The sequence below is a fragment of the Massilia sp. KIM genome (assembly GCF_002007115.1).
In the GTDB taxonomy this organism is placed as follows: domain Bacteria; phylum Pseudomonadota; class Gammaproteobacteria; order Burkholderiales; family Burkholderiaceae_D; genus Telluria.
On record NZ_MVAD01000001.1, the window covers coordinates 2,536,228 to 2,562,637 of the forward strand.

At 69.5% G+C, this 26,410-nt stretch carries 23 protein-coding genes and 1 riboswitch; of the genes, 11 read left to right on the forward strand and 12 right to left on the reverse strand.

Annotated features, from left to right (window positions below):
• Window positions 1-8: 8 nt before the first annotated feature.
• On the reverse strand, window positions 9-1,994 hold the full coding sequence (locus B0920_RS11015; RefSeq protein WP_078032538.1) for a TonB-dependent receptor: 1,986 nt from the start codon (window positions 1,992-1,994) through the stop codon (window positions 9-11).
• A gap of 82 nt (window positions 1,995-2,076) precedes the next feature.
• A riboswitch (cobalamin riboswitch) is annotated at window positions 2,077-2,308 on the reverse strand.
• Between the two features lie 139 nt (window positions 2,309-2,447).
• Here B0920_RS11015 and B0920_RS11020 point away from each other — a divergent pair.
• The 4 genes from B0920_RS11020 to B0920_RS11035 are packed head-to-tail and all read left to right on the forward strand — an operon-like array spanning window position 2,448 to window position 7,254.
• Window positions 2,448-4,649: a M1 family metallopeptidase gene (locus B0920_RS11020; RefSeq protein WP_218669352.1), complete on the forward strand. Its 2,202-nt coding sequence runs from the start codon at window positions 2,448-2,450 to the stop codon at window positions 4,647-4,649.
• Window positions 4,646-5,569, forward strand: a complete 924-nt coding sequence (locus tag B0920_RS11025; RefSeq protein WP_078032539.1) for a hypothetical protein — start codon at window positions 4,646-4,648, stop codon at window positions 5,567-5,569. Before B0920_RS11020 ends, B0920_RS11025 begins: the two co-directional genes overlap by 4 nt.
• A gap of 44 nt (window positions 5,570-5,613) precedes the next feature.
• Entirely contained in the window at window positions 5,614-6,426 is an 813-nt protein-coding gene (locus tag B0920_RS11030) for a class III extradiol ring-cleavage dioxygenase (RefSeq protein WP_229455361.1), read from the forward strand.
• 33 nt (window positions 6,427-6,459) lie between these two features.
• Complete coding sequence (locus B0920_RS11035) at window positions 6,460-7,254, forward strand: SDR family NAD(P)-dependent oxidoreductase (RefSeq protein WP_078032541.1); 795 nt, start codon at window positions 6,460-6,462, stop codon at window positions 7,252-7,254.
• 13 nt (window positions 7,255-7,267) lie between these two features.
• On the opposite strand, the gene ylqF is transcribed toward B0920_RS11035, so the two are convergent.
• The 3 genes from ylqF to B0920_RS11050 all read right to left on the reverse strand — a co-directional run bounded on the left by ylqF (window position 7,268) and on the right by B0920_RS11050 (window position 10,628).
• On the reverse strand, window positions 7,268-8,188 hold the full coding sequence (gene ylqF, locus B0920_RS11040; protein WP_229455590.1) for a ribosome biogenesis GTPase YlqF: 921 nt from the start codon (window positions 8,186-8,188) through the stop codon (window positions 7,268-7,270).
• 321 nt (window positions 8,189-8,509) lie between these two features.
• Complete coding sequence (locus tag B0920_RS11045) at window positions 8,510-9,763, reverse strand: hypothetical protein (RefSeq protein ID WP_078032543.1); 1,254 nt, start codon at window positions 9,761-9,763, stop codon at window positions 8,510-8,512.
• On the reverse strand, window positions 9,753-10,628 hold the full coding sequence (locus B0920_RS11050; RefSeq protein ID WP_078032544.1) for a hypothetical protein: 876 nt from the start codon (window positions 10,626-10,628) through the stop codon (window positions 9,753-9,755). Before B0920_RS11050 ends, B0920_RS11045 begins: the two co-directional genes overlap by 11 nt.
• Before the next feature lie 275 nt (window positions 10,629-10,903).
• Between B0920_RS11050 and B0920_RS11055 the strand changes: the two genes are divergently transcribed.
• Window positions 10,904-11,116, forward strand: a complete 213-nt coding sequence (locus B0920_RS11055) for a ParD-like family protein (RefSeq protein ID WP_078032545.1) — start codon at window positions 10,904-10,906, stop codon at window positions 11,114-11,116.
• Window positions 11,113-11,880 (forward strand): type I methionyl aminopeptidase, encoded by a 768-nt coding sequence (gene map, locus B0920_RS11060; RefSeq protein ID WP_078032546.1) that lies wholly within the window; start codon window positions 11,113-11,115, stop codon window positions 11,878-11,880. Before B0920_RS11055 ends, map begins: the two co-directional genes overlap by 4 nt.
• 3 nt (window positions 11,881-11,883) lie before the next feature.
• Here map and fliD read toward each other — a convergent pair whose 3' ends face one another.
• Both fliD and B0920_RS11070 read right to left on the reverse strand, forming a co-directional pair.
• A complete protein-coding gene (gene fliD / locus B0920_RS11065; protein WP_078032547.1) occupies window positions 11,884-13,200 on the reverse strand; it encodes a flagellar filament capping protein FliD in 1,317 nt (438 codons plus the stop codon).
• Between the two features lie 88 nt (window positions 13,201-13,288).
• The gene (locus B0920_RS11070; protein ID WP_078032548.1) at window positions 13,289-14,221 is read right to left on the reverse strand and encodes a histone deacetylase family protein; all 933 of its coding nucleotides are present in this window, start codon (window positions 14,219-14,221) and stop codon (window positions 13,289-13,291) included.
• A gap of 176 nt (window positions 14,222-14,397) precedes the next feature.
• Here B0920_RS11070 and B0920_RS11075 point away from each other — a divergent pair, with 176 nt between their 5' ends.
• The 5 genes from B0920_RS11075 (at window position 14,398) to B0920_RS11095 (ending at window position 20,284) form a co-directional block, all read left to right on the forward strand.
• Window positions 14,398-15,318, forward strand: coding sequence for a MoxR family ATPase (locus B0920_RS11075; protein WP_078032549.1), 921 nt, complete (start codon window positions 14,398-14,400; stop codon window positions 15,316-15,318).
• Window positions 15,318-16,319, forward strand: coding sequence for a DUF58 domain-containing protein (locus B0920_RS11080; protein ID WP_078032550.1), 1,002 nt, complete (start codon window positions 15,318-15,320; stop codon window positions 16,317-16,319). Before B0920_RS11075 ends, B0920_RS11080 begins: the two co-directional genes overlap by 1 nt.
• A complete protein-coding gene (locus B0920_RS11085; protein ID WP_078032551.1) occupies window positions 16,316-18,310 on the forward strand; it encodes a DUF3488 and transglutaminase-like domain-containing protein in 1,995 nt (664 codons plus the stop codon). Before B0920_RS11080 ends, B0920_RS11085 begins: the two co-directional genes overlap by 4 nt.
• Complete coding sequence (mltB, locus tag B0920_RS11090; RefSeq protein WP_078032552.1) at window positions 18,307-19,485, forward strand: lytic murein transglycosylase B; 1,179 nt, start codon at window positions 18,307-18,309, stop codon at window positions 19,483-19,485. The genes B0920_RS11085 and mltB overlap by 4 nt, the downstream gene beginning before the upstream one ends.
• Window positions 19,486-19,936: 451 nt before the next feature.
• The gene (locus tag B0920_RS11095; protein WP_078032553.1) at window positions 19,937-20,284 is read left to right on the forward strand and encodes a hypothetical protein; all 348 of its coding nucleotides are present in this window, start codon (window positions 19,937-19,939) and stop codon (window positions 20,282-20,284) included.
• 200 nt (window positions 20,285-20,484) lie between these two features.
• Here the strand turns inward: B0920_RS11095 and cysM are convergent, their stop codons facing one another.
• The 6 genes from cysM to B0920_RS11125 form a co-directional block, all read right to left on the reverse strand.
• Window positions 20,485-21,387, reverse strand: coding sequence for a cysteine synthase CysM (gene cysM, locus B0920_RS11100; RefSeq protein ID WP_078032554.1), 903 nt, complete (start codon window positions 21,385-21,387; stop codon window positions 20,485-20,487).
• A 117-nt stretch (window positions 21,388-21,504) separates the two neighbouring features.
• Window positions 21,505-23,037 carry a M20/M25/M40 family metallo-hydrolase gene (locus tag B0920_RS11105; protein WP_229455363.1) on the reverse strand — a complete coding sequence of 511 codons (1,533 nt, stop codon included), beginning with the start codon at window positions 23,035-23,037 and terminating at the stop codon, window positions 21,505-21,507.
• Window positions 23,038-23,390: 353 nt separating this feature from the next.
• Window positions 23,391-23,741, reverse strand: a complete 351-nt coding sequence (locus tag B0920_RS11110; protein WP_078032555.1) for a helix-hairpin-helix domain-containing protein — start codon at window positions 23,739-23,741, stop codon at window positions 23,391-23,393.
• Window positions 23,742-23,837: 96 nt separating this feature from the next.
• Window positions 23,838-24,827, reverse strand: coding sequence for a D-glycero-beta-D-manno-heptose-7-phosphate kinase (rfaE1, locus tag B0920_RS11115; protein ID WP_078032556.1), 990 nt, complete (start codon window positions 24,825-24,827; stop codon window positions 23,838-23,840).
• A 22-nt stretch (window positions 24,828-24,849) separates the two neighbouring features.
• Entirely contained in the window at window positions 24,850-26,025 is a 1,176-nt protein-coding gene (gene lapB / locus B0920_RS11120) for a lipopolysaccharide assembly protein LapB (protein WP_078032557.1), read from the reverse strand.
• Between the two features lie 26 nt (window positions 26,026-26,051).
• On the reverse strand, window positions 26,052-26,357 hold the full coding sequence (locus B0920_RS11125; protein WP_078032558.1) for a lipopolysaccharide assembly LapA domain-containing protein: 306 nt from the start codon (window positions 26,355-26,357) through the stop codon (window positions 26,052-26,054).
• Between the last annotated feature and the right edge of the window lie 53 nt (window positions 26,358-26,410).

Here is a 26,410-nt window from a genome sequence, read left to right on the forward strand (position 1 = left end):
GGCCGGCCTCAGAAGTCGTAGCGCGCCGACAGCTTCAGCTGGCGTCCGTCGCTCGGGTAGATGCCCGAGCGGCAGCCGAAGGCGTTGCTGTAGTAGTCGCGGTCCAGCAGGTTCAGGCCGCTGACCGCGACTTCCCAGGCGCCCAGGCGGCGCGCGTAACGCGCGTCCACGGTGGCGTAGGACGGGATGCGCGCGCCGCAGGTATTGCTGAAGTCGCTGCCGTAGCGCTGGCTGTCCACCCATTGCACGCCGAGGTCGGCGCTCTGTTCGCGGCCAGGTGTCCAGGCCAGGCGCGCGCTCAGCACGTTCTTCGGCACCAGCACCATCTCGCGGCCGGCGTTGGGGCCGCCGGTGAACTCGGCCTGCACGTACTGCCACTGGCCGCTCAGGCGCCAGGCCGGCGTGAACTGGCGCCAGGCCTCGATCTCCACGCCCTGGCGGCGGGTCGGATCGAGGTTGGTGTTGGCGCCCCAGCCGATGGTCGGGTCGTAAAAGATCTCGTTGCGCAGGCGGTGGCGGAACAGGCGCGCGGACAGCTGCTGCACGGCGCCGCCGACGCTCAGGCCCAGCTCGAGGTCGCGCGAAGTCTGGGGCTGGAGCACGTCGAGGGTGGCGCGCAGCGCGTTCTCGTCCACGTTCGGGATGCGGTAGCTGCGGCCGGCCTTGGCGAACACGGTCAGGCCCGGTAGCAGGTCGATGCTGCCCTCCAGCGACCAGGCGTTGAGCGACTGCTCGCGCTTCTCGCCGGCCACCGCCGGGAAGGCCAGCGGGTCGGAATAGGTCTTCTCGAACTTCTCGTGGCGCGCGCCCACGGCCAGGCGCGCATTGTGCGGCGCGTTCCAGCGCAGCTCGTCGCGTACGTAGAATGCCTTCGAATCCTGGCGCGCATCGCCGAGCGAGAAGTCGGAGACGGTGTCGCGCTCCCAGCGCACCAGGTCGACGCCTGCCACCAGCTCGTTGCGCTGGCCGCCCAGTTGCGCGCTGTGGCGCAGGCGCGGCGAGAACTGGGTCTGCTTCGCGTCGTAGGTCGAGCGCGACAGCGTCTCGACGCCGGCCACGGTGAAGTGGTAATTGGCCTCGACTTCGCGCTTGCGGTGCGAGAGTTCGGCGGCCAGGTCGAAGGCGCCGGCGCGCTGCTCGACGAAGAGGTTGACGCGGTCGCTGTCGAGCGAGCCGTAGTCCTTGCGGGTGAAGCTGGCGCGCGGATTGTCCAGGTAATGCGCCTCGCTCAGCGAGCCCGGGAAGCGCGAATCGGCGCGCGCGCTTTCCACGCGCAGGCCGGCGCGGCTGCCCGGCGCCCAGGCGTATTGCAGGCCGCCGCTGAAGGCGGTCTGCTCGAAGTTGGCGTTGTCGCGGTAGCCGTCGGTGGCGCGGTCGTTCACCGCGGCGTCGAAGGACCAGGGGCCGGCGCCGTGGGCCAGGCTGGCGCGCAGGTCGCGGTGGTGGAACTGGCCGCCTTCGGCGAACAGCGAGCCGCGGGTCCCGGCCTCGCCGGCGCGGCGGGTGATGATGTGGATCACGCCGCCGGTCGCGCCTTCGCCGTACAGCACGCTGCTGCCGCCGCGCGTGATCTCGATGCGTTCCACGCTGTCGACCGGGATGGTCGAGAGCACGGTGGTGGCCAGCTCGTTCTCGTTCAGGCGCACGCCGTCCACCATCACCACCAGGTTCTGGGCGCTGTTGGCGCCGAAGCCGCGCAGGTCGAGGGCGAAGTCGGGCGAGGCGTCCAGGCTCTGGCGGCCATAGACGCCGCCGATCTTGCGGATCGCCGCGTTGACGTCGCTGGCGCCGGCGCGGCGAATCTCCTCGGCCGTGATCACGGTGGCGCCGATCGGGGCCTGGGCGGCCTGCACCGGGAAGCGGGCGCCTGTGACCAGCACAGAAGGCAGGGCGTCCTGGGCCAGCACGGGCGCGAGGGCGGGAAGGGAGATGGCGCAGGCCAGGGCGAGCGGCTTGAGGGCCGGCGCGCCGCGCGTTACAGCAGCAAGATTCATGTCGGATGCATTCTTCGAAAAAATCCGCCGTCGCTGCGTCCCCGCAGTCCGGCGTCAACGAACGAGCGCGCATCTCCATGCGCGGCCGTTCACCTGTCCTGGCCGGTATCCGGGCTGGCAAGACCGACTGCCTCACCTTCCTATGCGCGGGCACAGTGGTTGTCGAGGCGGCCTGTCGCCGGGGGCGGCGACGCTTGTTGACCGTTGCGGGGGCAGCACACCTTGGCCGCGGCGCGGAGCGCGGCGGCCTCGTGTTTCCCGTTTAACTGCGCAGGCGGAGAGCCTGCGCGGGCACCAGAACGGCGGGCATTATAACCCTGCCAAGCCCGGCCCGCGTCGGCCGATCCTGCCTTCCAGCCCGCGCTTTGCGCATTCCGTCGGAAAAACTTGGACCAGAGCAAGCTTCTCGCTATAGTCATGCGTTAACGACAAGACAAGATCGAGAGCCCAGCAATGCAGACCCTCATGCGCCGGCGCGCCGCCGGCTTCGCTGCCGCCACCCTGCTCCTGGCCGGCTTCGCCCTGGCCTGGCAGACCGGGGCGCCTCCCGCGAAGGCCCCGCCGGCCTCGTCCGACGGCATCGCCCTGGCGGCGTCCGACGCCGCCGCCGTCGCCACGCCCAGCAGCCCACAGGCCTGGGGCGGCATCCGCAGCGGCGAGCACGCCACCCTGTCGGACCGGGTGGTCCATTACCGCATCGCGGCCACGCTCGACCCGGTCAAGCACCTGGTCAGCGGCCAGCAGCAGCTCACCTGGCGCAACCGCAGCGCGCAGGAGGTGCGCAGCGTCTACCTGCACCTCTACATGAACGCCTTCGAGGGCATGGGCAGCACCTTCTTCACCGAGCAGCGCCTGGCCGGCGAGGGCTTTCGCAGCGGCCTCGCCCTGAACGAGGGCGAATGGGGCTATATCGCCCTGGGCGCAGTGCGCCAGGGCGCAGCCGCCGTGCCCTGGCATTTCGTGCAGCCCGACGGCGGCCCCGCCACCGACCGCACCGTCGTGCGCCTCGACCTGCCCCAGCCGGTGGCGCCGGGCGCCAGCACCACCCTGGACATCGGCTTCGCCACCCAGTTGCCGCGCGTGGTCGCGCGCACCGGCCACCACGGCAGCTTCCACCTGGTGGCCCAGTGGTTCCCCAAGATCGCGGTGCTCGAACTGCCGGGCGAGCGCGGCGCCACCGCCCCGCGCTGGAACGCCCACGAGTTCCACCAGAACTCCGAGTTCTACGCCGACTTCGGCAGCTTCGACGTCAGCCTCACCCTGCCCAGGGACTATGTGGTGGGCGCGACCGGCGAGCTGCAGGGCCAGCCGGTCGAGAAGAACGGCATGCGCACCCACCGCTACCTGCAGGCCGACGTCCACGACTTCGCCTGGACCGCGGACAAGCGCAGCAGCCGGCCGCTGGTCGAGACCTGGACCGGCCCGGGCAGCCCCACCGTCACCGTGCAGGTGCTCTATCCGCCCGAGTACGCGGCCAGCGCCGGACCAGCCATGAAGGCGGCCAAGGATTCCCTCGCCTATTTCTCGCGCACCCTCGGGCCCTACCCCTACAAGACCCTGACGGTGGTGATTCCGCCCTACGGCGCCGAGGAAGCGGGCGGCATGGAGTACCCGACCTTCATCACCGCCCTGGGCTTCGAGGACGTGCCGCCCGGGTCGCTGGCCGAGTTCGAACTGGACGGCGTGACCATCCACGAGTTCGGCCACAACTACTTCTACGGCATCCTGGCCTCGAACGAATTCGAGGAGCCCTTCCTCGACGAAGGCATGAACGAATACTGGGACGCGCGCATGATGCGCGAGCGCGGCCAGCGCGTGCATCCGGCGCCGGCCTGGCTCAAGCGCATCGGCATCGATCCGGGCTTCGAGCCCTTCGACGCCGTGCGCATGGGCGCCCCGCGCGACCAGCCGGCCGACGCGCCCGGCCAGAACGCCTGGGCGCGCCTGCAGGGCATCAGCCCGGTCTACACCCGCAGCGCGATCGTGATGCGCGATCTGGAGGAGCGCATCGGCCGCGAAGCGATGGAGCGCGGCGTCAAGGAATACTACCGGCGCTGGAAGTTCCGCCACCCAAGCATCGCCGACCTGCGCGAGGCCCTGGCCGAGGGCAGCGGCCAGCGCGCCGCCGTCGAAGAGGTGTTCGCGCGCCAGGTGTTCGCCACCGCGCGCGTGGACGACCGCGTGCTCGAACTGCGCAGCGAGGAAGAACTGCCGCTGCCGGGCACCCGCGACGAGAACGGCAAGCGGGTCGAGGAGACCCAGGCGATGGTCGACGAGCGCATCGAAGACGCCCGCGCGGCCTGGGAGAAGGCCCACGCCAACCCGGCGCCGGGCGCCGGCCCCTTCCCTTTCCGCACCACGGTCACCGTGCGCCGCCAGGGCGCGGCCGTGCCCCAGACCCTGGTGGTGCGCTTCGCCGACGGCAGCAGCGAGACCGTGCAGTGGAAGGGCGAGGAGAGCTGGCGCAGCTGGAGCTGGGTGCGGCCGGCCAAGGCGGTGTCGGCCCAGCTCGACCCGCGCCGCGCCCACTACCTCGACGTCAACAAGTTCGACGACGGCCGCAGCATCGACCCCGACAAGCGCGCCTCCAGCCGCTGGAGCGCCGACTTCGCCGCCTTCGTGCAGCTCGTCCTTTCCCTGATCGCCACCGTATGACGACCCTGAGCCCTTCCCCCCTCGCTACCGCGGCCCCGCTCCAGGCGCCGTCCGCGCGCCCGGCTTCGCCGCTCCTGGCCAGCCTGCGCCCCGCCCTGCAATGGCGCCTGCTGCTGCTGTGGGTCGCGGCCTTGCTGCTGCCGACCCTGGCCGCCACCCTGCCCGTGTGGCGCATGCTGTCCGGCGCCTTCGACTACAGCGTGCAGGCGGCCGGCCTGGCCGAGCGCCTCGACCTGGTGGCCGTGGCCGACCTCGCCACGCTGTCGATGCGCCACGGCAGCGCGCTGAGCGGCGGCGCCATCGTGGCCGCCGCGCTCGGGCTGCTGCTCTCGCCCCTGCTCACCGGCGCCGCCATCACGGCGGCGCGCGCGCCCCAGCCGCCGCGCATGGCCCAGCTGCTGGCCGGCGCCATGCACGAGTACGGGCGGCTGCTGCGCATGCTGCTGTGGGCCCTGCTGCCGCTCGGCCTGGCCGGACTGGCGGCGGGGTTCGCGCTCGACCTGGCCGACGGCTACGCCCTGGACGCGCGCGTGCCGGCCGAGGCCGACCGCGCCAGCATGGCGGCGGCGGCCGTGGCCGCCCTGCTGTTCGCGCTGGTCCACCTCACGCTCGACCTGGGGCGCGCGGTGCTGGCCCTGGACCGGCGCCGCCGCTCGGCGGTGCGGGCCTGGTTCGACGGCCTGCGCCTCCTGGCGCGCCGACCGCTGGCCAGCATCGGGTTCTACCTGGGCGTGAGCGCCGCCGGCCTGGCCCTGGCCGGCCTGCTGGGGCTGGCGCGCATCCATCTGCCGCCGATCGGCCCGCTCGCCTTTGCCGGCGCCTTCCTGCTGACCCAGCTCGCGGTGGCGGTGCTGGCGGCGACGCGCTGCGCCCGCCTGTTCGGCCTGATGCATCTCGCGCGGGGCCCCGGCAGCTTCTAGCTGGATCGGCTACCATGGGCATTTCAGCCAACGCAGGAGTGACCGTGGCGACCCTACCCACGTATTTCGTTTCCCACGGCGGCGGCCCCTGGCCGTGGATGAAGGAACAGGTAGGCCCGGCCTACGACAAGCTGGCCGCCTCGCTGGCGGCGCTGCGCCTTGATGCCGGCGACACGGTGCGCGCGGTGCTGGTCGTGACCAGCCACTGGGAAGCGCCGCGCTTCCTGCTCTCCTCCGGCAGCGCGCCCGGCATGATCTACGACTACGGTGGCTTCCCGCCCCACACCTACCAGATCCGCTACCCGGCCCCAGGCGAGCCGGCGCTGGCCGCACGCGCCGCCGCCCTGCTGCGCGAGGCCGGCTTCGATGCCGACCTCGACCCAGAGCGCGGCTTCGACCACGGCACCTTCTCCATGCTCTATCCGGTCTATCCGGAAGCGACCATGCCGGTGGTGCAGATGTCGCTGCGCCGCGACCTCGACCCGGCGGCCCACATCGCGGCCGGGCGCGCGCTGCGGGCCCTGCGCGACGAAGGCGTCCTGATCATCGGCAGCGGCCTCTCCTACCACAACCTGCGCCAGTTCGGCCCCGGCGGGGCCGAGGCCTCGCGCGCCTTCGACGGCTGGCTGCAGCACAGCCTGCTGGAACTGCCCCCGGCCGAGCGCGAACAGGCGCTGCTGCGCTGGGACGCGGCGCCGGCGGCGCGCGCCGCCCACCCGCGCGAAGAGCATTTGATTCCGCTGATGGTGGCGCTGGGCGCGGCCGAGGACGAAGCGGCCGCCTGCGTCTACCATGAGGACGATTTCTTCGGCAGCTTGAGCGTGTCAAGCTTCCGCTTCGGCGCGCCGGCCGCCTAGCCGGGCGCCCTTTACCAGCAAAGGAGCCTTCCCATGCACATCGATCTGACCGGTAAAACCGCCCTGGTCACCGCCTCCACCGCCGGCATCGGGCTGGCCAGCGCGATCGGCCTGGCCCGGGCCGGCGCCAGTGTCGTGCTGAACGGGCGCAGCGCGGCCTCGATCGAGCGCGCGCGCGAGGCCCTGCTCGCGGCCGTCCCGGGCGCCGCCGTGCGCGGCGTGGCGGCCGACCTTGCCGGCGCCGAGGGCGCAGCGGCCCTGATCGCGGCCGAGCCGGCGGTCGACATCCTGGTCAACAACGCCGGCATCTACGGCCCCCAGCCCTTCTTCGAGATCGATGACGCCACCTGGGAGCATTTCTTCCAGATGAACGTGATGTCGGGCGTGCGCCTGTCGCGCCACTACCTGCAGGGCATGCTGGCCAGGGACTGGGGCCGCATCCTGTTCGTGTCCTCGGAATCCGGCCTGAACATCCCGGCCGACATGATCCACTACGGGATGACCAAGACCGCCCAGCTCTCGGTCTCGCGCGGCCTGGCCAAGCTGGCCGCAGGCAGCGGGGTCACGGTCAATGCGGTGCTGCCGGGCCCGACGCTGTCGGAAGGCGTGCGCGAGATGCTGCAGGAGCAGGCGCGCGAGAGCGGCGCCAGCATCGAGGAAACCGCCACCCGCTTCGTGCGCGAGCACCGTTCCAGCAACCTGCTGCAGCGCCCGGCCACGGTGGACGAGGTGGCCAACATGATCGTCTACCTGTCTTCGCCCCAGGCCTCGGCCACCACGGGCGCTGCGCTGCGGGTGGACGGCGGCACGGTCGACACCATCGCCTGAGCCGCCCGCGCCCTCAGGTGCCGCGCTTGCCGCGCGCGGCCTGTTCGGCCTTCTCGGCCGCCTTCTCGGCGGCGATGCGCGCCTTCTCGGCCATCTCGGCCTCGTGGCGCGCCAGCGCCGCGGCGCGCGACTCGGGGGTCTCCAGGCTGATGCGGCCCAGGGCGCCGGTGCGGTAGTCGTGCAGCAGCACGTGCGAGGCCTTCTCGTAGTCGAAGTCGCCGCCGCGCATGCGGTAGCCGCGGCGCGCGGCCACGCCTTCGATCACCGCGACGCCATCCATGCCCTCGGTCTTGAAGCCATAGCGCGCGCTGAGCAGCTGCGGGTAGCGCTCCAGCAGCACGTTGCCGAGGAATTCGGCCACCTCTTCCTCGACCAGGGCGTTGGAGCCGATGGCGTGGCTGGCCGCCAGCATCAGGCCGTCGCTCGCCATCGCGATCTTGGGCCACAGCATGCCGGGGGTGTCGACCAGCACCGTGTCCTTGTTCAGGTAGAGGCGCTGCTGGGTCTTGGTCACGGCCGGCTCGTCGCCCACCTTGGCCACGCGCTTCTTGAGCAGCGCGTTCATCAGGGTCGACTTGCCGACGTTCGGGATCCCCATGATCATGATGCGCAGCGGCTTGGTCGGCACGCCCCGGTGCGGCGCCAGCTTCAGGCACAGCTCGGGGATGCGCGCCACGTCGCCCGGCTTCTTGGTCGTCATCGGGTAGGCGGTCACGCCGTCCTGGGCGTCATAGAAGCTCTTCCAGGCGGCGGTCGCGGCCGGGTCGGCCAGGTCGATCTTGTTCAAGACCTTCAGGCAGGGACGCTGGCGGAACTTGCGCAATTCCTCGACCAGCGGGTTGCGGCTCGCTTCGGGCAGGCGTGCGTCGAGGACCTCGACCACGACATCGATGTTTTCCATCTGTTCGGCCGCTTCCTTCTTGGCCGAATTCATATGCCCCGGGAACCATTGTATCGACATGCTCTTGCTCTCTTAATCTTTCATCCAAGGCGGTATTTTACGCTGCTGGCCGCCGGAGTCGGCATCTACGCCACACGAGGGCGTTGTATTGACGCGTTGCAACGCAATTGACACATTTGGCGCGCACACTGTTTCCTGGGCCGGCAAGGCTGCTCGAGGAGACAAGGATGAGAGTACGGCGACTGGACAGGCGTTCCCTGGCGCGGTGGTTCTGGTGCGGCATGCTGTGCGGCGCGATCGGCGCCGCGATGATGATGGACCGCCTGCCAGTGCTGCCCGGCTGAGTACCCGGACTCAGGCGCCCGGCGTGGCGCAGGCGCTGGGCGGCGGGGCCTGCCCCGGGTCGAAGGCCGCCAGCCGCGCGCGCGCCGCATCGCGGTCCCTGGCGTACTCGGCGAGGTAGCGGCTGCGCTCCTCGCCCTGCCATTCGGCGTTCGAATAGCCCTTGAGGGACAGGGCGCGGCTGGTGTGCACCTTGCCTTCCAGGCGAGGCAGCAGCAGGCGGTCGGGGTCGACGTTCTCGCGCAGCAGGTAGCCGTCGACGTCGCGCAGCACCAGGGGCAGCGCGGGCGCCGCGTCCGTCATGAGCTTGCCGAACACGGTCAGCTTGATCTCCTGCACGCCCGGACCGAGTGGCTCGTTGAAGCTGGCCAGCGCGAAGGGCTTGCCGCGGGCGTCGTCGATGCGCCCGTTCACCACGTAGCGCCCCGGCTGGCGCACGTCCAGGCCCAGGTAGAAATTCAGCGAACCGTCTTCGCTCCCCTCGCGCACCCGCCCGGTCCAGTTGGCGGGCAGCACCGGCGTGTGGATCACGTCGAACAGGACGAAGCCGCTGCGCCCGCCGGCGCTGTAGCGCACTTCGGTGCGGATGGTGCCGTGGAAGCCCGCCAGGCCCGACTGCGCGGGCGCGAGCACGCCGGCATGGGCGCCGTCGCCGGCCACCGGATCGGCGCCGCCGCCGTCGTCCGCGAAAGGCAGGCTGACCTGGGGCGTGGGACGGCTGGCGCCATAGGTCATGCCCTGGGCCACGGCGCGCGTCACCACCAGCGGCAGGGTCTGGCCCTTCGGGTCGACCGCGCGCAGCGAGAAGGCGACCGACTCGCCGGCCGCCAGGTAGACCCGCGACTGCGAGGTCTGGAGCAGCACCGCGCCGGTGTCGGGTCCGCCGTCGGCCGGGCGCAGCGGATGGGTTTCCGTCACCGGCTGGTTGGGAAAGGCCTGGTCGGGGTGCTCGGTGATCGGGCGCGACTCGTGCGGGTATTTCGTGCCCTCGAGGTAGCTGCAATAGGTGAAGTCGGTCAGCTGGACCTGCTCGAGCAGCTGGCTGCGCCGGGCCGAGCGGCTGTCGGGTCCCGGCGCGCCGTCGCCGCCGGGCAGCGGGCCGAAGAACTGGGGACCGGAAGGCGGCGCCGCTTCGGCGACCGCCGTCGGGCCGGGCTCGCCCTCCCCGGTCCCGGCCAGGATGCCGAGCACGGCCAGCGCGCCCGCTCCCAGGCCCAGCGGCCAGGCCAGGCGGCGCCAGCCGCGCTTGCGCGCTTCAGTAGGCACTGTTGACGACCGCGCTGCGCACCACGCCCACGATGCCGCCCCAGTTGCCGTTGGCGTAGTGGTTATAGGCTTCGCTGTCGTCGCGGAACACCACCGAGTGGTAGCTCCACTTGGCGCTGCCGCCCTCGTTGGCGCCCGAGCCCAGGCTCAGGTCGTTGCAGAACCAGTCGCTCGGGTTGCAGTAGGAGCCGCCCGAACTGCCAGCCACGCCGCCGGTGCTGTGGTAGGCCACGGCCTCGTCGTCCTGGCCCGGCAGGATGCCGGAATAGGCCGTGCCCTTGGCGCCGGCGTACATGTAGAACCAGACGTTGCGGGTGGTGTTGTGGTTGTACATGGCGCGCGCGGTGGAGGTCTTGAGGTCCTGCACCAGGGGCTCCGAAGTGGTCCAGGAGCCGGCGTCGGACAGTTCCGAGCCGCCGGCCGCGCCCGAGGCGGCGCGCACCCACTTGATGTTCCAGCCGGTCTGGGAGCTGCCGTCGGCATTGCCGCACACCCCGCTGGAATTCGGAGTGGCGTTCTTCTTGAGGCGCGCCGAGCCGCCGTAGTTGGCCAGGGTATAGCCCAGCATCAGGTCGCCCGCGCTGTGGGTGGCGATGTAGCACCAGTTGGCGCCGGTGCAGAAGCAGTCGAGGGCGTCGCGGATCTTGCCGCTCTGGGAAGCGATGCTGCTGCGGCCGTCCCAGTTGACGGCTTTCTTGTTGACGCCCGCGGCGGTGCTGGCCGGGCCCCAGTAGGCGAAATCGTTGTAGTTGCCGATCGCCCCGCCGCCGGTGCGGCCGTTGATCCACAGGGTGTAGTTGGCGGCGGCGGCGAAGCCGGACGCCCATAGCAGGCACAGCGCACACAAAACGCGAACGAGTTTCACTGGTCGTCTCCTTGTTGTGATTGGCGCCGTGCACCGGTCCGTGGTCCGGAGGCTTGCCGGCGGACCATTGGTATGGCCGAGATCACTCTATTCCCGACATATGCACGTGTCAAATTGCACACTGCCGAAAGTGTGGCGCTTTTGCGTAAACGCCTCATAGTCGATTTGATCCAGATCTAGGTCCGCCCTAGGGATCGCGCTACAGCGATTTTGGACTTGCACAGTCCGCCGCAATGAATATATGATCCATATATGGAACATATATTGAAAACCTCATGGGTATCGTGAATATCGACGACGAGCTGCACGACCAGATCCGCAAGGCCAGCGCCGTGTCCTGCCGCTCGATCAATGCGCAGGCGGCGTTCTGGATCAAGATCGGCATGCTCAGCGAGCTCAACCCCACCCTGTCCTTCAACGAGCTCGTCGCCCGGGAGCTGCGCGCGGCGGGCGTGGAGCTCGATGCGCTCAGGGCCGTCGCCACATGATCAAGCGCGCCGACGAAGTCGAGCTGATGGCGCAGTCCGGCCGCCTGCTGGCGGGCGTGTTCGCCCACCTAGACACCCTGCAGCTGGCCGGGATGTCGACCATGGAAGTCAACGACCTGGTCGAACGCCACATCGTGCAGGAACTGGGAGCGCGCCCGGCGAGCAAGGGCCAGTACGGCTATGCCTACGCGCTCAACGCCTCGATCAACCAGGTGGTCTGCCACGGCGTGCCCTCGGCCCGGGAAGTGCTGCGCGACGGCGACATCGTCAACTTCGACATCACGCTGGAAAAGCACGGATGGATCGCCGACTCCAGCAAGACCTACCTGGTCGGCAAGGTGTCGCCGGCGGCGCAGCGCCTGGTCCAGGCCACCTATGACGCGATGTGGCGCGGGATCGCGGCGGTGCGTCCCGGGGCCCGCCTGGGCGACGTCGGCCACGCCATCGAACGCCACGCGCGGCGCTGCGGCTATTCGGTGGTGCGCGACTACTGCGGCCACGGCATCGGCCGCGAGATGCACGAGCCGCCCCAGGTCCTGCACTGGGGCCGGCCGGATACCGGCACGGTGCTGCGCGAAGGGATGGTGTTCACGATCGAGCCGATGCTCAACGAAGGCCGCCACGGCGTGCGTACGCTGGACGACGGCTGGACCGTGGTCACGGCGGACGGCCGCCTGTCGGCCCAGTTCGAACACACGGTGGCGGTGACCCGCCACGGCGTGCGGGTGCTGACCTTGCGCCCTGGCGAGCGCCCACCCGTCTGAAACTCAGGCGAGGATATCGAACAGCGACATCGGCCGGCCCGCCCCGCCCAGCAGGGTGCCGGCGCCGGCTGCGCTCTGCTCGGCCTGGTACATCAGCAGGGCCGCCTGGCGGTTGACCGATTCCGTCACCTTGGCCTTCTGCTCCTGCAGCTCGAGCCGGTCGGCCTGCAGCGAGCGCGCCTCCTGCACCAGTTCGCCGCCGCTGCCGATCTGCTTGTCCACCAGGGCCACCAGGCGCGCGGCCAGGCCGCTGCCGCTCTTGCCGAACAGCTCGTTGACCTTGCCCGGATCGGCGGCGATGGCCGCCTCCAGTCTGGCGCCGTCGACGCTCAGCTTGTCGCCGTTGACACCGATGCCGATCGCGGCAAGCTGCTTCGGATCGATCTCGGCCAGCGCGCTGCGGATGCCGGCCTGGATCGCGCCCGCCGGCGACTGCGCGCTGCGCGCCTTTTCCAGCTGCTCGCCCAGGGTATTGAAAGCCTTGACGAAGTCCTTCACGTTGGCCGCGATCTTCGCATTGTCGCCCACCACCTTGACTTCGCTGGTCCCGGTGGCGCCGAGGCTGAGCGTGAGGCCGGCGATCGCCTTGTCCAGCTGGTTGGTGCTGGACGTGAACAGCTTGCCGTCGACCTTGACCCGGGCGTCGCTCGCGGCCACGGTCTGGCGCAGGCCGCCGCTGCCGTCAGCTCCATACGAGAACAGGGCCTGCAGGGCCGGTTCGCCGCTGGCGCTGACCCGCATGGTGTTGGCGGCCCCGGTCTGCCCGTTCAGGCTGAGCACATAGCCGGCGTCCTGCTTGAGCACCTTGGCGTCCAGGCCCGCGTCGCGCATGGCCTTGGCGATGCCCTCGAGCGTGTTGTTGCTGCCGTCGATGCGCACCGAGACTGTCTTCGCGTCCGCTCCACTCCCGGTCTCGACCTTGATGGTGGTCGGCGCGCCGCTGCCCAGCGGGGCATCCTTGCTGGACAGGGTCTTGGTGCTGAGCTGCTGGGCGGTCGCGAGCTGCTCGACGCTCACCTGGTAGCTGCCCGCCGCGGCGGAACCGGCATTGAGCTTCGCGGCCAGGCCGGCGCCGCTCACGCTCACCGCCTTGCCCAGGTTGCCCGCCGCGAGGCCACCGCTGCCGGCGCGGAACTCGGCCAGGGCCGAGGCCAGCGTGCCGACCAGCGACAGGCGCGCATCGCTGCTGCGCACCTGGGCGTCGATCTTCTGCAACTCGGGATTGCGCGCCAGCAGGGCCTTGGCGAGGGCCGGGCCGACGTTGGCGGGCAGGCCGGTGCTGCCGGCGGGGGCGTAGGGGTTGTAGGCGTTGATGTTCATGGCAACATTATAGAACGGTCAAGCCGCGTCAATACATGGAACAGCCGCTGATTCACCCGCTGTTTGCGCCGCCACGGGCGCGCCGGGATCATTCGAGATCGGCCAGCACCTTGAGGTGGGCCACCACGCTGCGTCCCAGGGCCGAGAGCTCGTAGCCGCCCTCCAGGCAGCTCACGATCCGTCCCTGGGCGTACTGTCTGGCCACCGCCACCACCTGGCGCGTGATCCAGGCATAGTCCGCCTCGACCAGGCCGATGCCGCCCATGTCGTCCTCGCGGTGGCCGTCGAAGCCGGCCGAGAAGAAGATCATCTGGGGCTGGAAGGCATGCAGGGCCGGCAGCCAGTACTCCTGCACCAGCTTGCGCACCGCCTCGCCGTCGGCGCGCGCCGGCACCGGGACGTTGACGCAGGTCGCCGTGATCGGCTCCGGCTCGCTGTACGGGTAGAAGGGATGCTGGAAGAAGCTGGCCATCAGCACCCGCGGCTCGTCGCGGAAGGCGTCGGCGGTGCCGTTGCCGTGGTGGACGTCGAAGTCGACGATGGCCACCCGCTCCAGCCCATGCACCTCGAGGGCGTGGCGGGCCGCGATGGCCACGTTGTTGAACAGGCAGAAGCCCATCGGCTCGGTCGGGGTGGCGTGGTGGCCCGGCGGGCGCACCGCGCAGAAGGCGTTGTCGACCGCGCCGGCGATCACGTCGTCGGTGGCCTGGATCGCCGCCCCGGCCGCGCGCAGCGCCGCCTGGTAGCTGTAATGACAGAGCGAGGTGTCGCCGTCCAGCGGATAGTAGTCGCCCGGCGCGGCCGGGACGTGGTCGCGCACCAGGGCCAGGGCGCCCGGGCTGTGGTTGCGCAGGATGGATGCGGTGTCGGCCAGCGGCGCGCTGCGCTGCTCGATCAGCCCGTCCAGGCGCGCCAGGATCAGCTGGTCGTCGATCGCCTGCAGGCGCGCCGGGGATTCCGGATGCCAGCTGCCCATCTCGTGCCGGCGGCAGTCGGGGTGGCTGTAGATTGCTGTGCTCATGGTACTCGTGTCTCCGCCTGTGCTCATGCGTTTGCCCCCATCGCCGCGTTCTCGCATAGAATCCTTGCGTCGGCTTGTTGCCGTCGGAGTACAAAGCTTGCCAATGGCGCTAATCTACCATGCCGGCGGCCCGCTCCGCACGACCGGCCACCCATGAACGCCCAACCGGAACCGCTATGTTCAATCAACTGCATGCCGCCGCGCGCCAGGTCAGCCAGGTCGTGATCGGCAAGGACGAGCAGGTGCGCCTGGCCATCACCTGCCTGCTGGCGGGCGGCCACCTGCTGCTCGAAGACCTGCCCGGCGTGGGCAAGACCACGCTGGCGCATGCGCTGGCGATCTCGCTCGGCCTCAAGTTCAACCGGGTCCAGTTCACCAGCGACCTGCTGCCGGCCGACGTGGCCGGGATCTCGGTCTACGAGCGCGACCGGAACGACTTCGTGTTCCATCCGGGCCCGATCTTCACCCAGGTGCTGCTGGCCGACGAGATCAACCGCGCCACGCCCAAGACCCAGTCCGGCCTGCTCGAAGCGATGGAGGAGCGCCAGGTGACGGCCGACGGCGTCACCCGCGCCCTGCCCGAGCCCTTCTTCGTGATCGCCACCCAGAACCCGGCCAACCAGGTCGGCACCTTCCCGCTGCCCGAGTCGCAGCTCGACCGCTTCCTGATGTGCCTCTCGCTCGGCTATCCGGACGCCGCCGCCGAGCGCGCCCTCCTGATGGGCGAAGACCGGCGCGAGCTGCTGCGCGCCCTGGCGCCGGCGATGGACCCGGCCGAGCTGGCGCGGGCGCGCCGCGCGCTGCGCGAGATCCACGCCTCGCCCGCCCTGGTCACCTACGTGCAGGCGCTGGCCCAGGCCTCGCGCCAGAACGGCCTGTTCGCCGAAGGCCTGTCGCCGCGCGCCGCCATCGCCCTGCTGCAGGCCGGGCGCGCCTGGGCCGCGCTCGAGGGACGCGACCACGTGATCCCCGAGGACATCCAGGCCGTGCTGGTGCCGGTGTGCGCGCACCGCCTGCGCCCGCTCAAGGCGGCCCACGGCGCGGCGCTCGCCAGCCGCGACCTGGTGCTGCAGCTGCAGAAGTCCGTCCCGGTCTGATGGCGCAGGCGTTCCGAGCCTGGCTGCGCCGCACCACGGGCGCCTGGCTGCCGCGCAAGGGCGCGCTCGACATGGGCGAGGTGCTGCTGTCGCAGCGCCGCGTGTTCATCCTGCCCTCCAAGGCCGGGCTGGGCTTCGCGGGCCTCTTGCTGGTGCTCCTGATCGGCTCCGTCAACTACGCCCTGGGCCTGGGCTTCGGCCTGACCTTCCTGGCCGTGGCCTGCGCCCTGGTCGACATGGTCGCCACCTACCGCAACCTGGCCCAGCTGCGCCTGCGCCAGGGCCGCATCGCGCCCGTGTTCGCGGGCCAGGAAGCCCAGTTCGAACTGAGCATCAGCAACCGCACCCGCCTGGCGCGCTACGGCATCCATGCCGACTTCGCCGAGTTGTCCGACCTTGGGCAGGCGCGCCACGTCACCGACGTTCCGGCCGCTTCCCAGGCCAGCGTGGTGCTGGCGGTGCCGACCACGACGCGCGGCTGGCTGGCGCCGGCGCGGGTCAGGCTCTCGACCCGCTTTCCGCTCGGCCTGTTTCATGCCTGGTGCTACTGGCGCCCGGGCCTGCGCGCCCTGGTCTACCCGCGCCCCGAGGAAGGCGGCCCGGCCCTGCCCCTGAGCGCCAGCAGCGGCAACGAGGCGCGCAGCGCGGGCAGCGACGACTTCGCCGGGGTGCGCAACTACCAGGCCGGCGACAGCCCGCGCCGGCTGGCCTGGCGCCAGATCGCGCGCCTCGACCCCAGCCTCGGCGGCCAGCTGGTGAGCAAGCATTTCGAGGGCGGCGGCGGGGGCGAGCTGGTGCTCGACTTCGACGCCCTGCCGGCCCAGCTCGACCTCGAGTTGCGCCTGTCGCGCATGACGCGCTGGGTGCTGGACGCCGAGAGCCGCGCCCTGCCCTACGCCTTCCGCCTGGGCGCCCTGCGCTACGAGGCCGCGCTGGGCGCGGCCCACCAGGCGGCCTGCCTGCGCGCGCTGGCCCTGCACGGCAGCGGGGAGCAGGCATGAAGGCGCCGGCGCTGACCCGCGACAAGGCCGACACCCTGCTGCTGCTGGGCAGCGCGCTGCTGGTGCTGCTTCCGCACACCCTGCACCTGCCGCTGTGGGTCTCGCTGCTGTGCGGCGCCCTGCTCGCCTGGCGCGCCGCGATCACCCTGCGCGGCAAGCGCATGCCGTCCAGCCTGCTCTTGCTGCCGCTCGCTGCCGGCGCCATGATCGGGGTCCAGGCCAGCTACCAGACCCTGCTCGGGCGCGACGCCGGGGTCGCGATGCTGGTGCTGCTGGTGGCCTTCAAGATGCTGGAGATGCACGCGCGGCGCGACCTGTTCGTGGTGATCTTCCTGTGCTTCTTCCTGATCCTCACCAACTTCTTCTATTCGCAGTCGATCGGCACCGCGCTGCTGATGGTGGCCTCGGTGCTGGCCCTGCTCACCACCCAGCTCTCCTTCCAGTTCCCCGGCAGCCGGCCGCCGCTGCGCCAGCGACTGGCGATGGGCGCGCGCACCCTGCTGCTGGCCGCGCCGCTGGCCCTGGTGATGTTCGTGGTCTTCCCGCGCATCAGCGGGCCGCTGTGGGGCACCGAGGGCGGCAACGCCGCCGGCAAGAGCGGGCTGTCGGACACGATGGCGCCGGGACAGTTGTCGCGGCTGGCGATGTCGGACGAACCGGCCTTCCGCGTGCGCTTCGCCGGCGCCGTGCCGGACCAGGCGCAACTGTACTGGCGCGGTCCGGTGTTGGACGCCTTCGACGGCCTCACCTGGACCCGCGGGTCCGGGCATCCGGGCGGCGCCCTGCCGGGTCCCGCGCTGCATCTGGCGGTGGGCGGGCGCGGCGTCGACTACGAGGTCACGCTCGAGCCCACGCCCTCGCGCTGGGTGTTCGCGCTCGAGATGCCGGGCAGCGTGCCCAGGCTGCCGGGGCGCGCCACCCTGGTCTCGCCCCAGTTCGAGCTGACCAGCGCCACGCCGCTCGACGCGCGCCTGCGCTATCGGGTGCGCTCCCATCTCGAGTACGCCCTGCAGGGCGGCGCGCGGCTGGAGGACGCCAGCCGCTGGATGCTGCTCCCCTACGGCTACAACCCCCAGGCACTGGCGGCCGGCCTGGCCTTGCGCAAACATGCCGACCCGGCGCGCCGGGTCGAGGCGGTGCTGCGCCAGTTCCGCGAGCAGCCCTTCGTCTACACGCTCGAGCCGCCGCTGCTGGGGCGGCACACGGTCGACGAATTCCTGTACCGCACCCGGGCCGGCTTTTGCGAGCATTACGCGGGCGCCTTCGTGTTCCTGATGCGCGCGGCGGGCGTGCCGGCGCGCGTGGTCACCGGCTACCAGGGCGGCCAGGTCAATCCGCTCGACGGCTACATGACGGTGCGGCAATCGGATGCCCATGCCTGGGCCGAGGTCTGGCTGGCCGGACGCGGCTGGACGCGGGTCGACCCGACCGCGGCGGTGGCGCCCGAGCGCGTGCGCCAGAGCCTGCGCGCGGCGGTGGAGATGCCGGCGCCCTTCGGCATCGACGCCTTGCGCGGCTTCGGCCTCGACGGCGGCGGGCCGGGCTGGCTGGGCCAGCTGCGCAACGCCTTCAGCGCGGTCAACAATGGCTGGAACCAGTGGGTGCTCAACTACACGCCGGAACGCCAGCGCAGCGTCGTCAATAGCATTCAGGAAAGCCTGTTCGGCTGGCGCTTTGTCGCCCTGCTAACGGCAGCTGTGCTTTTGTTGCTGCTCACAGGAATTTTAGTTCGCCGCAGAGAAATTCATCCTGTCGATGCTCTATACTCGACCTTGTGCAAGCGCCTCGGCCAGCACGGCCTGGCAAGGGCAGCGGACGAAGGGCCGAGCGCCTACGCGGCCCGGGTCGCGGCGGCCTCCCAACTGGCCCCACCCGCGCGCGCGGCCGCTGCCGAATTCCTGCGCCGCTACAGCGCCTGGCGTTATGCGCCACCCCATGCCGATCCCCGGCTGGTCGCAACCTTGAAGAGTTTATTGTCGCAAGTCAGATGAAGTCGATCGCTCCCCTGTTTGCCGCACTGGCGCTGGCCTTGGCCACCCAGGGCGAAGCCCATGCCTTTGCCAAGGAATCCCACGCGAAGGCCAAGCCCGCGAAAACCAAGGCCGCCGTGACGGCCAAGGGCAAGGGCAAGAAAGCCAAGGCCGCGCCGGCGAAGGCGCGCGTGCTGCCGGCTGCGGCCGCCGCGGCCGTGATCGACTACGATGGCGAGCACGGCGACTTCCTCGAATGGCAGGCGGTGCGCGAATTCATCGACGAGATGGTCGCGCAGCAGGGCTTCGACCGCGCCAGCCTGGAAAGCCTGTTCGCCAAGGTGCGCTTCGTCGACTCCGCGGTGCAGCTGGTCAAGCCGGCGCCGCCGGGCAAGCCCAAGAACTGGCAGGCCTACAGCGAGCGCTTCATCGAACCGATCCGCGTCAACGCCGGCGTGCGCTTCTGGAACGAGAACGCCGCCGCCCTGGCGCGCGCCGAAGCCGCCTATGGCGTGCCGGCCGAGATCATCGTCGGCATCATCGGCGTGGAAACCATCTACGGCCGCGACACCGGGCGCTTTCGCGTCGTGGACACCCTGACCACCCTCGCCTTCGCCTACCCGGAAACCCCGAACCGCGAAGCGCGCAAAGCTTTCTTCCGCAGCGAACTGGCCAACACCCTGCTGCTGGCGCGCGAGCGCGGCAGCGATCCCCTGGAGCTGCTGGGCTCCTTCGCGGGCGCGGTCGGCATGCCGCAGTTCATGCCTGGCAATGTCCTGAAATACGGCGTGGACTTCGACAACGACGGCCGCATCGACCTGCGCGGCTCGCCGAGCGACGCGATCGGCAGCGTGGCCAACTTCCTGGTCCAGCACGGCTGGAACGCCGAGCATCGCGGCCCGGCCGTGTACGCCGCCGACGTGGCCCCGCACCAGGCCTGGGAAGGCCTGCTCGGCCGTGGCCTGGCCGCCACCCTGCAGCCGGAAGAACTGAAGGCCGCCGGCGTCATGACCGAGGTCGCCCTGCCGGCTGGCCGCCTGTACGGCCTGGTCGACCTGCAGAACGGCGCCGAACCCACCGAGTACTGGGTGGCGAACGATAATTTCTTTGCTATCACCAAATACAACCGCAGTTACTTCTATGCCATGTCGGTGATCGAGCTGGGACGCGCCGTGCGTCTTTCGCGCGAGAGCTGATTATTGCCGAGCGGGAAAGTTTGTAAGGGTTTGTAACGGCTTTCCCGCCTTTACCTCGCGTCAATCTTACCTCCAAAGCAAGATACCCCCAGGGGTATCTCACTCCATGCCGTCTCCGTTCTCTGCGGAAATTGTGCATATCTTGCCATACCCCCCATTTTCTTGTATTTCCGTCAGCAAAAATTGTACCGTGCGGCATCAAAAGCTGATGTAACGTACACTCTTGGTTAATCAAAAAACAATTATTATTTCCGTGAGTTTGTGAGAGAATTGCATTGCGGCTATTGTTGCATGTAGACAACAATGTCGCGGGCGTGTGATCTATCTCGCATGGCGCATAAGTAGCGAGATGGAAATAGTTGTACAATTGGATAGAAATTTACGAAATTAATATTCCGGATTCGAAACGCCGCCAGCGATTCCGATCAACCCACATATAGGAATTTGAATCATGACTAATCAAGTCGGCATTGACATGAACAGCGATTCGGAAGGCGATGAACTGCTGCAGTACAACCCGAACCGTCTGCTGGACACCCTGATCGAGAACCTGCGTCTGAAGAACGACGCCGCTCTCTCGCGCGCGCTGGAAGTGGCGCCGCCGGTGATCTCCAAGATCCGTCACCACCGCCTGCCGGTCGGCGCTTCGCTGCTGATCCGCATGCACGAGGTCAGCGACCTGTCGATCCGCGACCTGCGCTACCTGATGGGCGACCGCCGTGCGAAGTTCCGCATCAGCGACAAGCAGTTCAAGCCGAAGGAAGGCGCCGTTCCGGCATCGAAAGACCAGCAGGCTTGATCGCCGTGCTGCATTGACGCCCTGCCGCATTGGCGGCCAGGGCCTGGGCTGGCGCCTTGCACGCCATGCCGACTTCTTACGCGCCATCCGCTTGCGCGCGGGCCCCGTCTTGACCGCCCGCTGACAGCGCAAACCCGCCGTTCCGGCCACGAGCCCGGATCGATGCGGCCGTCCCGGACCCCGACGGCCTGCAGGATGGATCAGGCGGGGAAGACTCCGGTCGACAGATAGCGGTCGCCGCGGTCGCAGACCACGAACACGATGGTCGCATTCTCCACCGTCTGCGAAATACGCAGCGCCACCTCGCAGGCGCCCGCCGCCGAAATCCCGCAAAAGATGCCCTCTTCCGCCGCAAGCCGGCGCGCCATGTGCTCGGCCGCGGCCTGGCTCACGTTCTCGACCTGGTCGACGCGCGCCTTCTCGAAGATCTTGGGCAGGTAGGCTTCCGGCCACTTGCGGATGCCGGGGATCGACGAGCCCTCTTCCGGCTGGGCGCCGACGATGCGCACCGCCTCGTTCTGTTCCTTCAGGTAGCGCGACACCCCCATGATGGTGCCGGTGGTGCCCATGGCGCTGACGAAGTGGGTGATGCGGCCTTCGGTATCGCGCCAGATCTCGGGACCGGTGGTCTCGTAGTGGGCGCGCGGATTGTCGAAGTTGGCGAACTGGTCGAGGATGATGCCCTGGCCGTCCTTCTGCATCTGCTCGGCCATGTCGCGCGCGTATTCCATGCCGCCCGACTTGGGCGTCAGGATGATCTGGGCGCCGTAGGCGGCCATGCTCTGGCGCCGTTCGACCGAGAGGTTGTCCGGCATCAGCAGCACCATCTTGTAGCCCTTGATGGCGGCGGCCATGGCCAGGGCGATGCCGGTGTTGCCGCTGGTCGCTTCGATCAGGGTGTCGCCCGGCTTGATCTGGCCGCGCTCTTCGGCGCCGCGCAGCATGGACATCGCGGCCCGGTCCTTGACCGAACCGGCCGGATTATTCCCCTCGAGCTTGCCGAGGATCACGTTGTTGCGCGCCGCCGCGTCCGCACCCGGCAGGCGCTGCAGGCGCACCAGCGGCGTGTTGCCGATGGTGTCTTCGATGGTCTTGTAAGCCATTGCTTTCTCAGTTCGTTGCGGTATTTAATCCGCCATTCTAAACCGGGAAGCAGGACCGCGTATGCAGACGGACCGGTCGGCCCGTCTGCGCCTTGTCAATCAGCCTTGCGACGCGGATCAACGCAGCGGCATGGGATAGGTCGCCGGGCTGACATTGCCGTCCTTGTCGACGGCCTGCACGCCGAAGAACACATTGTCCTTCGACAGGTCGAGCGTCGCCTCGGTGACATTCCCGACCCACTTGGCGCCCTGCCAGTTGGCGGCGGTGGTCTCGCGCCAGACGATGCGGTAGCCGGCCAGGTCGGGTTCGGCATTGGCCTGCCAGACCAGGGTCGAGTCGTTGGTCAGCTTGTCGGTGCGCAGCTTGACCTCGCGCGGCGCGGCCGGGGCCAGGGCAAGCGAGGCCAGGGCCGCCGCGTTCACCTTGGCCACCTTGGCGGTGTAGTCGAAGTCGACGTACTCGATCAGGTCGCCGTACACCTTGCCGTTCTCGGTGCGCAGGTCCTGGTGCTGGTGGTCGAAGTCCTCGGCCGGCTCGGTGAAGCGCAGCGCGGCATAGCCCTGCTCCAGGAAGGGCATGTGGTCGCCGCCGCGCAGGTAGCGGTCGTGGCGCTGGATCACCGAGACCTTGAAGCCCTTCACGTAGCGCTCGCCCTGTTCCTTGGTGTGGCGCGCGAGCTGGCGCGAGAGCGAATCGTTTTCGCCGCCGGTGGCCACCAGCTGGCGCACCGCGTCGCTCATCTCCTTGGTGGCCGGGATGCTCTGGGCGAACAGGCGCACCTGCTTGTTGTCGACCTTGCCGTCGTCGGCGCGCGAGCTGCCGATGATGTCGTTGGTGAACATGCCGGCCACGTTCACGTTGTTCTTGCGCGCCTGTTCGGCCCAGTGGCGGGCGCCGATCAGGCCCTGCTCCTCGGCGGCCACGGCCATGAAGACGATGGTGGCGTCGAACTTGTACTTGGCCATCACGCAGGCCAGTTCCATGGCGGCGGCGGTGCCGGAGGCGTCGTCGTTGGCACCGGGGGCGTCGGCGGTGTAGTTCATCACGTCGCTGACGCGCGAATCGTAGTGGCCGCTGACCACGTAGACGCGGTCCTTCGCGGCTTCCTGGGCGCCCGGCAGGGTGGCGACCACGTTGACGATCTCGGTCGGGCGCGAGATGCGCGCCGAGACCGGGGCCACGTGGCTGTCGAAGGCGACCTGCAGCGGGGTCCCGGCGCCGCAGCGTTCCAGCTCGGCCTTGATCCAGCGGCGCGCGGCACCGATGCCGCGGGTCTCGGATTCGGTTTCCGACATGGTGTGGCGGGTGCCGAAGCTCACCAGCTTGCGGATGTGGGATTCGATACGCTTGGGGGAAATCTCGGCGACGATCTTCTTGATCTGGGCCTGTTCGCGCTTGATGTCCGGCTGGGCCGGGGTGGCTTGCGTGGTCTGGGCCGGGGCGGCTTGCGCGGCCTTGGCCGGGGCGGCTTGCGTGGTCTGGGCCGGGGCGGCTTGCGCGGCCTTGGCCGGGGCGGCTTGCGTGGCCTGGGCCGGGGCGGCTTGCGCGGCCTGGGCCGGGGCGGCTTGCGCGGCCTGGGCCGCGCTGGCGGCGCCGGCGCTGGCCAGCAGGGCGGTCAGCAGGGCGCTGGAGAGACGGACGTGAGGCATGAGTACCTTTCTAATCGTGGTTGAGGCAGGCGCTCACATCTTCTCATGGGCGGGGGATAGTGTCAGTCAATACAGACTGTAAAGTGCATGGCGTGGCTCCGGCGCTGCCGCTGGCAGCTCACCCGGCCACCTGCCTCCAAACGTCGTCCCGGCGAAGGCCGGGACCCAAGTTCGTTCCGCTGCCACCAAGCTGAAACGCAGCTGGGTCGCATGCGAACTTGGGTCCCGGCCTTCGCCGGGACGACGTGCTGATGGAGCTGGCCGCTGGTGGCGTGAGCGACACGCACGAGACAATAAAAAACCCGCGGCAAGCCGCGGGTTGTATCGTTCAATCGACGTTGAGTACCAGGCCCTCACATCGCCGCCTTGCCCTCCTCCGGCTTGGCCTTGGCCGTGGTCTTGGACGCCTTCTCCGCCGGCTTGGCCGACGCGCCCTCCTTGCCCTTGCCGTTCACCACCAGCCCGGCCTCGGTCAACTTGAGGGCTTTCTTGTCGCCCAGCCCCTTCACCCGCTTCTGCAAATCGGCCCAGTCCTTGAACTCGCCCTTGGCGCGCTCGTCCAGGATGGCCTTGGACATGCTCGGCCCGACGCCCTTCACGCCGTCGAGCGCGGCGGCGTCGGCCTTGTTGACCTCGACCTGGGCGAAGGCGAAGCTGGCCGAGGCGGCCAGGGTGGCGATGGCGAGCAGCAGTTTCTTGATCATGTAGCGTCTCCGTAGGTTAAGCCGGACGGCGGCGCCGCCCGACCCTGCCCTAACGGTCCGGCCCGCCTGTCGTTGACGGTCCAGGTTTGATCAAGATCAAGCCGCAGGCGCGCTCGGGAACAGTTCCTCGCGGGTGACCGTCGCGGTGCCCAGCTTGCCCACCACGATGCCGCCGGCGCGGTTGGCGGTGGCCAGGGCCTCGGCCAGCGGCGCGCCCGCGCCCAGCATCGCCGCCAGGGTGGCGATCACGGTGTCGCCCGCGCCCGAGACGTCGAACACCTCGCGCGCCTCGGCGTGCACGTGCAGCACCTCGCTGGCGCTGTACAGGCTCATGCCCTCTTCCGAGCGGGTCAGCAGCAGCGCTTCCAGTCCGAGCTCCTCGCGCAGGCGCTGGGCCTTTTCCGTGAGCTGCTCCTCGGTCTTCCAGCCGCCCACCACGCGCTGCAGCTCGGAGCGGTTGGGGGTGAGGATCGAGGCCCCGGTATAGGGCGTGAAGTCGTCGCCCTTGGGGTCGACCAGCACGATCTTGCCGGCCGCGCGCGCCGCCTTGACCATCTCGGCCACGTTCACCAGCGCGCCCTTGTTGTAGTCGGACAGGATCACCACGTCGTAGTCCGGCAGCAGGGCCTTGAACTGGGTGAGCTTGTCGCGCAGGACGGTCTCGGTGGGCGCGTCCTCGAAGTCGATGCGCACCATCTGCTGCTGGCGGCCGATGACGCGCAGCTTGACGATGGTGGAGATGGCCTCGTCGCGCTTGAGGTAGCTGTGGATGCCGGCGCCGCCCAGCAGGTTCTCGACCTGGTCGCCGGCTTCGTCGGTGCCCACCACGCCCAGCAGGCCCGTGTGGGTGCCCAGGGCGGCGGCGTTGCGCGCCACGTTGGCGGCGCCGCCCAGGCGCTCCTCGCGGCGTTCGATGCGCACCACCGGCACCGGGGCTTCCGGCGAGATGCGCGAGACATCGCCGAACCAGTAGCGGTCGAGCATCACGTCGCCCACCACCAGCAGGCGCACGGCGGAAAGTTGCGGGGCCGCCTGGAGGCGGAAGCTGTCTGCCGCCAGCAGGCGGCTCGGGATCGGATCGTTCATGGGCGGTTCAGGCGCGGACGCCTCAGTTCATCACGTTCAGTTCTTCGGTGCGGCGCGGCGGATAGGTCTCCCAGCGGCTGCAGCCCGGGCACTGCCAGTAGAACTGGCGCGCCTTGAAGCCGCAATGGCTGCACTGGTAGCGCGCCAGCTTCTGGGTATAGCGCTGCACCAGGTTCTTGACCATCGACAGCTCTTCCCACACGTGGGCCGGGGCGTCCATCAGGCGCGCTTCCAGCAGCTTGTCCAGGCCCAGCAGGGTCGGATTGCGGCGCAGTTCCTCGACCACCAGCTGCTTGGCCGCTTCCACGCCATCGAGTTCGATCACGGCCTTGAACAGGACTTCGATCAGGTCGACCGAGGACGCCTCCTGCAGGTAGGAGCGCAGCAGGCTCACGCCTTCCTGCGGACGGCCGACCTTGCGGTAGCCGTCCATCAGGCGCTGGGCCACCAGGGCCGTGTGCGGCACGCTCTGGTGCTCGACGCGGCGCCAGGTCTTGAGCGCGCCTTCGACGTCGCCCTCGGCCAGCTGGGCGTCGCCGCACAGGATGGTGGCGCGCACGCTGCTGCGGTCGGCCTGCAGGGCCTTGTCCAGCAGCGCCATGGCGTCGCTCGGCTGCAGGTGCACCAAGGCGTCCTGGGCCAGCTCGCAGTAGAACTGGGCGATCTCCTTCTGGCGCGCGCCGGCGCCCGATTCCTGCAAGCCGACCGCGACCTCGATGGCGCGCTTCCACTCCTTCTCGCGCTGGTAGATCTCGAGCAGGGCGCGGCGCGCCTGCACGGCGTAGGTGGTGTCGACCAGCAGGTTGAAGCTTTCCTCGGCGCGGTCGAGCAGGCCGGCCTTCAGGTAGTCCATGCCCAGCTCGTAGCGCGCCTGGGCCTTCTGCTCGGAGGGCAGGTCCGGGCGCGCCAGCAGGTTCTGGTGGACGCGGATGGCGCGCTCGGTCTCGCCGCGGCGGCGGAACAGGTTGCCGAGGGCGAAGTGCATGTCGGCCGATTCGGGGTCGAGCTTGACGATCTCGATGAAGGCGTCGATGGCCTTGTCAGGCTGCTCGTTGAGCAGGTGGTTGAGGCCCTTGAAGTAGCCGCGCGGCAGGGAGCGCGATTCGGAGACCAGTTCGTTGATGTCGACGCGGGCGGCGAGCCAGCCCAGGCCGAAGAAGAATGGGATGCCAAGCAGCATCCAGAGTTCGAATTCCATACGTTCTTATTGTGTTGGGTGGGGCCTCAGGGGGCCGGCTTGACGCTGTCGGGCTGCGGCGGCGCATTGCCGGTGCCGGCGGCGCTCTGCAGGGCCTGGATGGTGGTCTTGTGCTGGGAGCTCTGGCGGCGCTGGCGGAACACGGTCGGCGTCAGCGCCAGGATGCCCAGGGCGGCGCCGGCCACGAAGAAGGCCAGCAGCATCAGCACCAGGGGGCCGCGCAATTCGTAGTCGAGGAAGAAGTGCAGGTCGACTTCCTGGGTGTTCTTGAGGGCGAAGCCGAAGAACAGGATGAACAGGATGATGCCGGCGATGGTCGAGACGAATCTCATCAAGGGGTCCCGGGGGTGAGTTGCTCAAAGGCGAAGTGTCGCATATCCGGCAT

Bases quoted from the DNA above. Each gene is read 5' to 3' on its own strand.
- B0920_RS11015 (WP_078032538.1), bottom strand. From the start codon at position 1,994: ATGAATCTTGCTGCTGTAACGCGCGGCGCGCCGGCCCTCAAGCCGCTC.
- B0920_RS11020 (WP_218669352.1), top strand. From the start codon at position 2,448: ATGCAGACCCTCATGCGCCGGCGCGCCGCCGGCTTCGCTGCCGCCACC.
- B0920_RS11025 (WP_078032539.1), top strand. From the start codon at position 4,646: ATGACGACCCTGAGCCCTTCCCCCCTCGCTACCGCGGCCCCGCTCCAG.
- B0920_RS11035 (WP_078032541.1), top strand. From the start codon at position 6,460: ATGCACATCGATCTGACCGGTAAAACCGCCCTGGTCACCGCCTCCACC.
- ylqF (WP_229455590.1), bottom strand. From the start codon at position 8,188: ATGAATTCGGCCAAGAAGGAAGCGGCCGAACAGATGGAAAACATCGAT.
- B0920_RS11055 (WP_078032545.1), top strand. From the start codon at position 10,904: ATGGGTATCGTGAATATCGACGACGAGCTGCACGACCAGATCCGCAAG.
- map (WP_078032546.1), top strand. From the start codon at position 11,113: ATGATCAAGCGCGCCGACGAAGTCGAGCTGATGGCGCAGTCCGGCCGC.
- fliD (WP_078032547.1), bottom strand. From the start codon at position 13,200: ATGAACATCAACGCCTACAACCCCTACGCCCCCGCCGGCAGCACCGGC.
- B0920_RS11070 (WP_078032548.1), bottom strand. From the start codon at position 14,221: ATGAGCACAGCAATCTACAGCCACCCCGACTGCCGCCGGCACGAGATG.
- B0920_RS11075 (WP_078032549.1), top strand. From the start codon at position 14,398: ATGTTCAATCAACTGCATGCCGCCGCGCGCCAGGTCAGCCAGGTCGTG.
- B0920_RS11080 (WP_078032550.1), top strand. From the start codon at position 15,318: ATGGCGCAGGCGTTCCGAGCCTGGCTGCGCCGCACCACGGGCGCCTGG.
- B0920_RS11085 (WP_078032551.1), top strand. From the start codon at position 16,316: ATGAAGGCGCCGGCGCTGACCCGCGACAAGGCCGACACCCTGCTGCTG.
- mltB (WP_078032552.1), top strand. From the start codon at position 18,307: ATGAAGTCGATCGCTCCCCTGTTTGCCGCACTGGCGCTGGCCTTGGCC.
- B0920_RS11095 (WP_078032553.1), top strand. From the start codon at position 19,937: ATGACTAATCAAGTCGGCATTGACATGAACAGCGATTCGGAAGGCGAT.
- cysM (WP_078032554.1), bottom strand. From the start codon at position 21,387: ATGGCTTACAAGACCATCGAAGACACCATCGGCAACACGCCGCTGGTG.
- B0920_RS11105 (WP_229455363.1), bottom strand. From the start codon at position 23,037: ATGCCTCACGTCCGTCTCTCCAGCGCCCTGCTGACCGCCCTGCTGGCC.
- B0920_RS11110 (WP_078032555.1), bottom strand. From the start codon at position 23,741: ATGATCAAGAAACTGCTGCTCGCCATCGCCACCCTGGCCGCCTCGGCC.
- rfaE1 (WP_078032556.1), bottom strand. From the start codon at position 24,827: ATGAACGATCCGATCCCGAGCCGCCTGCTGGCGGCAGACAGCTTCCGC.
- lapB (WP_078032557.1), bottom strand. From the start codon at position 26,025: ATGGAATTCGAACTCTGGATGCTGCTTGGCATCCCATTCTTCTTCGGC.
- B0920_RS11125 (WP_078032558.1), bottom strand. From the start codon at position 26,357: ATGAGATTCGTCTCGACCATCGCCGGCATCATCCTGTTCATCCTGTTC.